This is a genomic window from Rossellomorea vietnamensis NBRC 101237, assembly GCF_001591825.1.
In the GTDB taxonomy this organism is placed as follows: domain Bacteria; phylum Bacillota; class Bacilli; order Bacillales; family Bacillaceae_B; genus Rossellomorea; species Rossellomorea vietnamensis.
In genome coordinates this window covers 1-4,286 of sequence record NZ_BCVQ01000091.1, presented here as the reverse complement: position 1 = coordinate 4,286, position 4,286 = coordinate 1, and the positions used below count along the sequence as shown (strand labels likewise).

The 4,286-nt window shown below is 41.9% G+C and carries 3 protein-coding genes and 1 pseudogene; 2 read left to right on the top strand and 2 right to left on the bottom strand.

The window, feature by feature from the left end; translation table 11 throughout:
- Positions 1–465: 465 nt before the first annotated feature.
- Positions 466–1,527: a DUF3900 domain-containing protein gene (locus BVI01S_RS21685; protein ID WP_061811533.1), complete on the bottom strand. Its 1,062-nt coding sequence runs from the start codon at positions 1,525–1,527 to the stop codon at positions 466–468.
- Between the two features lie 184 nt (positions 1,528–1,711).
- Between BVI01S_RS21685 and BVI01S_RS21680 the strand changes: the two are divergent.
- Positions 1,712–2,657: pseudogene (locus tag BVI01S_RS21680) on the top strand (cation diffusion facilitator family transporter).
- A 38-nt stretch (positions 2,658–2,695) separates the two neighbouring features.
- Here BVI01S_RS21680 and BVI01S_RS21675 read toward each other — a convergent pair.
- Positions 2,696–3,310 (bottom strand): PH domain-containing protein, encoded by a 615-nt coding sequence (locus BVI01S_RS21675; protein ID WP_034758781.1) that lies wholly within the window; start codon positions 3,308–3,310, stop codon positions 2,696–2,698.
- A gap of 196 nt (positions 3,311–3,506) precedes the next feature.
- Here BVI01S_RS21675 and BVI01S_RS21670 point away from each other — a divergent pair, with 196 nt between their 5' ends.
- Complete coding sequence (locus tag BVI01S_RS21670; protein WP_061811532.1) at positions 3,507–4,136, top strand: NUDIX hydrolase; 630 nt, start codon at positions 3,507–3,509, stop codon at positions 4,134–4,136.
- Positions 4,137–4,286 lie beyond the last annotated feature (150 nt).

Genomic DNA, 4,286 nt, shown 5'->3' with positions numbered 1-4,286 from the left:
CCCTGCGGGGTCTCAACTTTCCCGCGTTTCCCGCAGGAGTCGAGCACCTTCCGCTCCAATCAACTTTCCAAGGGTAAGTCTTTTCCTATAACATTGTAATGTCGAGATTGCTTCCCATTGGATACACTAACTCACTAACTCTTTTTCTTTGAGTTGCAGTCACCGATGATCGTTCCTTATACATTTAAGTTGAAGTGAATGGCTATCTTCTTATTATTGGTAAAGCAGATTTAGTGTACATATCAGAATCTAGCTATTGATTGGAGTGCAAGACGAAGACTCCTACGGGAAAAGCGGAATAGGTGAGACCCCGCAGGAGCGAATAGCGACGAGGAGGCTCGCCTTCCGCCCGAGGAAAGCGAAGTCTTGCACGGAAATCAATAGTGGTGTAGCAAGCAAACCTAACTATTTTTTATTGTACATTTTTAAAGAAAATGGAATTAGTTATGTTTAAGCCTCTCCATACTATTCCTTATCCTGTATCCGTTGAATCACTTCATGGAGTTCATCCGGCTTCAAGAATTCCAATGGGGAGAATCCTTTTTCAAACATGACGGACTCGCTTTCAATCATCAGGACGTATCGACCGTTCACTTTCGCCAAGTGGATGCTGTCTCCGAAATCTGAGAGAAGGGCTTTTACTGAAACATGGTCAAGCTTTACTTTCAATTCCACTTCAGGGGATTGCTCGACGATTTGGGAGGTGGCTTCCACTACCTGTTCCGTCGTGAATCGTTCCTGCAGTTCACGCTTTGGGCTGATAGCCCATTCTTCCACGGCTTCTTCAAATTCGACCCGTTCGTCACTTTCTTCCGCATAGGTTTCAGAAATATGTTCCTTTACCATGCCGTATACCTGTGATTTGACGATTTCAGGCATGGACTTTTCATATTCCACCCATTTCAGGAAATCTTCAAAGTATCTCGCATGTGATGCTTGATGGATCTTGATTTCGGCTGAATCCATCATGCCTTCCTCGGGCATATACGGATATTGGATGGATTTCATATTTTTCGTCGTGATCGCCATTTCTACATTATGTATCAGTGTGGCTTCATCCGTAATGGTGGCAACCTTTGGTTCGAAATCACATTTCATGAGGAATAAAAATGGATCATCAAAAAATTTGGTGAGTTTTGCGGTGGCCACTAAAAACGCTCCGCCGCGGATAGCGCTGGCTTCTATGTACATTTGGACAATCTGATCACATGATTCACGAAAATCCTCTTTACTTTCAGCATAACGGGTTCGATGAAATAAATTGTAGTTTGGATTCGATGTAAGCTCATGACCTGGTTCTACAACAAAGCGGCCAATTTTGGTGGGAGCGGATTCTGACTTGGAGTGCCGGTCCACCTTGCGCTTGACGATCTTAGTCAATTCACCGTCCAGGAAGCTTTTGAGGGGGCTTTCCTCATACTCATCACCTGTTAATGTTTGAAAGTGCTTATGTCGTTTATCTGCTTCTTCGCCTTTTCCTTCTACCTGGATTAAATAAAAGGAAAGATGTTGTATGGTAAAATCCATGATTTGTTCTCCTGACCTGATTAGATTCGAATTCTTATGATTTCACATTTCTTGTTACAGTATAGAAAAGCACAAAAGGTTCGTCAATCGACTTATGAAAGGGGAGGTTTGAGAGATACTATCCAGTAGCTTGATAAAACGTAAGGTGGTGAGCTTGGTGAGTAATGAATCATTTTTCACACTAATGAAAAAAGGAAATAAATCTTCATTTTTTGCAATGGTGGGAAATGGCATCCTTGCAATCGCAAAGGGGGCGGCATTCTTTATCAGTGGGAGTGGGGCCATGTTTGCTTCTGCCATGCACTCGTTAGCCGATGCCGTCAATCAATATTGGCAGTGTTCTTTCAGAGAAGAAGCCGACAGAAAAGTTCCCAACAGGTTTTGGGCGTGTCATCAATCTATTTTGTATGATTGCGGTTATCGTCGTTTCGGTCATGGCTTATGAAACGATGCGTGAGGGGTTTCATCTACTCAAACATCCCGCTGAAGTGAAAGGCATTTGGATAAATGTTTCCGTATTACTCCTGAACATCCTCATTGATGGAACGATTCTCTTTAAAGTGATGAAGGAAATCAGTCAGGAAGCCCGCGTAGAAAGCAGGGGAGCTGGGATTGTAACAGGGGCGTTCAAGCATGTAAAGCGGGCAGCGCCTCCAACAAGACTTGTGTTTTATGAAGACTTAGTGGCTGTATCAGGTGCCATTCTTGCTTTGATAGCGGTTCTTGTTTCTTATTTCTCCCCGTTTCAACTATTGGATGGGATTGTGACCATCATGATCGGATTCCTGATGGTGGGTGTTGCCTTCAGGGTCGGTTATGACAATATGGTTGGTCTGATAGGGGTTGCTGCACCTAAGGAAGTGGAAGACCGGATTGCTGCTGCGATTTTTGAACATGAAGCGGTCATCGATATCTATAAGATGAGGATCACACAGGAAGGCCGCTATTACCATGTTGAATCATATCTTGAATTGAAAAAGGGGTTACCCCTGTCTGAAGCGGATGATATTAAGTTTGCCATACAGGATCAATTAATAGCAGATCCGGACATTGCGGATGTAACATTGGGAATCATAGAGGACAATGGGATTCAGGAGTGGAAAGGGACTGGTATGCCCGAAACGCAGTAATGGTCATCCGGCTGATGATGTCAGCCGGATGATGCATTTTAATTTTGAATGAATTTTTCAAATACAAACCCAAAATCTTTAAGGGTCAATTCTTTTTTCTTATCCGAAAGCCAATTAAAGGCATATTGATTGACCTCTTTAAACTGTTCAACAACATTTACTTCATCAGTCTTTACTTGTCCCAAAGTTGAGGAAGCCAGTTGAAGACTTTCATTGGCAAAGCCGGAATAAATGCTATTGTCATTGGTGATTTCACCAATTTTTATAAGGGACTTATAGAGATCTTTCACTTCTGTTAAATGTTTTTTATGAACATCGATGGAGTAGATTTCAGAACCGATCTTAAACTTTATTTCGACATCGAGATCTACTGTTCCCGCTGTTTCGAGAAGGACATTCGAAAGGTTATATTTGTAATAATCCAAGCGGCGGAGCACCCGCTTCTTGCTTGCTGCACTCGTTCCATCAAGGTGGATGAGAGCTTTGTTTGTAAAGCAGTATTCATCGGACTTGGATTTGATCAGGAAGTAAATCTTCTCTCCATCTTCATGCATAATGTAATCATCTGAATCGGCTTTGTCGTAATCCTGAGGCTTTATGACTGTGCCGATATCACTTAAACCTAATACGTCTGAAGCGACTTTTCCAAACATGCGTTCAAATCCTTTCAATTTTGATTGTTTTCTTTCTTACCATGAGATAAGACTTCATTAGTATATCATAGATTCATAGAACGTAAGGGAATATATGGAAGAGTCTATTTTGAGCGCTTATGGTTTGGGTGTAGCATTCCGTTCATACTATAATAAAGAAAATCATAGAATAGATTATCGTAAAGGGGGGAATAGAATGGACGTGAACGATCTGCTGATGCGTTTCAAGGATAGAACGCCTAAAGTGTTAGGGAGTGAAACATTTTCCGAATATGCTATTCTACTTCCTTTGATTGAAGTGAAAGGTGAGGTTCATGTTCTCTTTGAAGTACGATCATTGAATATGCGGAGACAACCGGGGGAAATCTGCTTTCCGGGTGGTAGAATCGACCGTAGTGACTCTGATGAGAGGGCAGCTGCTATAAGGGAGACGACAGAGGAATTGGGCATACAAGAACATGTCATCTCGGATATTTATCCCCTCGACTATATCGTATCCCCATTTGGGACGATCATCTATCCCTTTGTTGGGAAGTTGAATATACCATTGGAAGAGTTGCGGCCGAATACTGCCGAGGTGGAAGAGATTTTCACAACCCCGCTTTCTTACATGCGTGAAAAAGAACCGGAATTGTATAATATCAAATTTAAAATGGAACCGGAGGAGAGCTTCCCATACAATCAAATACCAGGTGGGGAAAACTACGACTGGCAGGCAAGGAACATGAAAGAACATTTCTACTACTACCAAGACAAAGTCATCTGGGGCCTCACCGCCCGCGTACTCCATCACTTTATAAAACTGCTGGCACAACCCTCTAATTGACAGGCCAACGTGAAAAATTGTTACTGTTAAATGGATAATAATATCTAAATGAATAATATACGATAGTAAGACTTTTGAGAGGAATTTGTTTGGCTGATAGATATATATAATTTGAAAAAGGTTTAATATAGAAACACAGAGTGGATTGAA

Excerpts from the sequence above, each read along its gene's own strand:
- BVI01S_RS21685 (WP_061811533.1), bottom strand. The coding sequence starts at position 1,527 with ATGGATTTTACCATACAACATCTTTCCTTTTATTTAATCCAGGTAGAA.
- BVI01S_RS21675 (WP_034758781.1), bottom strand. The coding sequence starts at position 3,310 with ATGTTTGGAAAAGTCGCTTCAGACGTATTAGGTTTAAGTGATATCGGC.
- BVI01S_RS21670 (WP_061811532.1), top strand. The coding sequence starts at position 3,507 with ATGGACGTGAACGATCTGCTGATGCGTTTCAAGGATAGAACGCCTAAA.